The 1393-nt window shown below is 46.1% G+C and carries 1 protein-coding gene; it reads right to left on the reverse strand.

All coding sequences use genetic code 11. From position 1 onward, the window contains the following. Window positions 1-1393: hemagglutinin repeat-containing protein (locus ACFIKX_RS01735; protein ID WP_375661189.1), on the reverse strand; the 1393-nt coding region annotated here is incomplete at both ends.

Genomic DNA, 1393 nt, shown 5'->3' on the forward strand with positions numbered 1-1393 from the left:
TAAATGAGAGCCATTGTGTAAAGCAACATGAGATGTTTCACTCCCACTCTGATTGTCCATGCTGTTGCGTGTGGCATCAATAGAAACATTGCTCTCAGCTTGTAAGAGAAGTTTATCCTTTGTTTGAACATCAGAGCCTAAAATATTCAAATCTTTTCCAGAGGAAAGCGTTGTTGAGCCTCCAGAGTTGACTTCTGATTTATGATGCATGGTAGCATCACCGTGTTCATCATGGTAATGGGTTTCTGCTGAACCTATCGTCAAGTTACCTTGTTCTGTAGCCATGGCAAGATCACCCCCGGTAGTGATCCCCACCCCTGAGGCGGTGATATCTTGTTTGGCAATCACCGTTGCATTACCACCAGCAGAAAGTGCCTCGGTGTTTAATACGGTCTCCACGCCGTCAACCGTTGTGCGCCCTGCATCCAAACGAATATTCTTCTCCGCAAGCAAAATAGCATCACCACCCGCCGCAAAATGCCCTCCTTGACTAAAGATATCCCCGCCATGCACATGCAATTGGTGATTTGCCGCAATCCGCCCTGAATTGGTTATCGTGGAATTGCTCGTATTCTGGCTGGTGATATTCACATCATCGCCCATGATCAAAGCTCCAGCAGAAACAAAGGAGGCTCTGTCTTTTTCGGGGATATAAAGCACCGGTGCATAAACATCCATGCCTTTGACCTGTTGGCGCACATAAATCACCATCGGGGCTTCTAGGGATGCCAATTGTTCTTCACTCAAAGCCTCACCAAAAGGGAGATTGTGTGCTTTTGCATAGTCTGCCCCGACATCCAGCAAGGTTTTGACTTGTTCAATGGCATCACTTCCAGGAATAAAGGAACCTTTGCCCAAACCTTGACCCACAAGATCACGCATTTGTTTTTCAATCAATTCCTTTTCAAAATAAGCATCGCCTAAGAAAAAAATCTCTCTGTCAGGATTGTAACCAATTCTGTTCAAATAATAAGCTGAGCCATAAAACTTGCCGACATCAAGAAATTCTGCCCGCGTTTCATAAATGAAATTTTGATTGGGTAGCGTGCCCCCAACACCCCCCGATTGGGGTTTTGGTAAAGGGAGCCCCTCAGCAAGTTCTCCTGCATTATTGAGATCCACTTTTGGTGTAAAGAGAGCGCCAGCTCCGGTTAAACCACTTAAGGACTCCAGTGGATTGCCTTCAACTGCTTGTGCTTTAAAATGCGCATCCCCTGTAATCGAACCTTCCGCTGCCGTGTTATTGAGTTGATCAACCACCAAATTCAACGTGCCACCCGCTTGGACAAGACCAGGAACGCTCTCCAAAGCTTCTGAACCAATCTGGCGATCCTTGCCATTGGCTATATCTAAAGAAACATCGCGGCTTCCATCAGCTTTATAGCCATAACAA

This window comes from Bartonella sp. CM86QHHN (genome assembly GCF_042194695.1).
In the GTDB taxonomy this organism is placed as follows: Bacteria; Pseudomonadota; Alphaproteobacteria; order Rhizobiales; family Rhizobiaceae; genus Bartonella.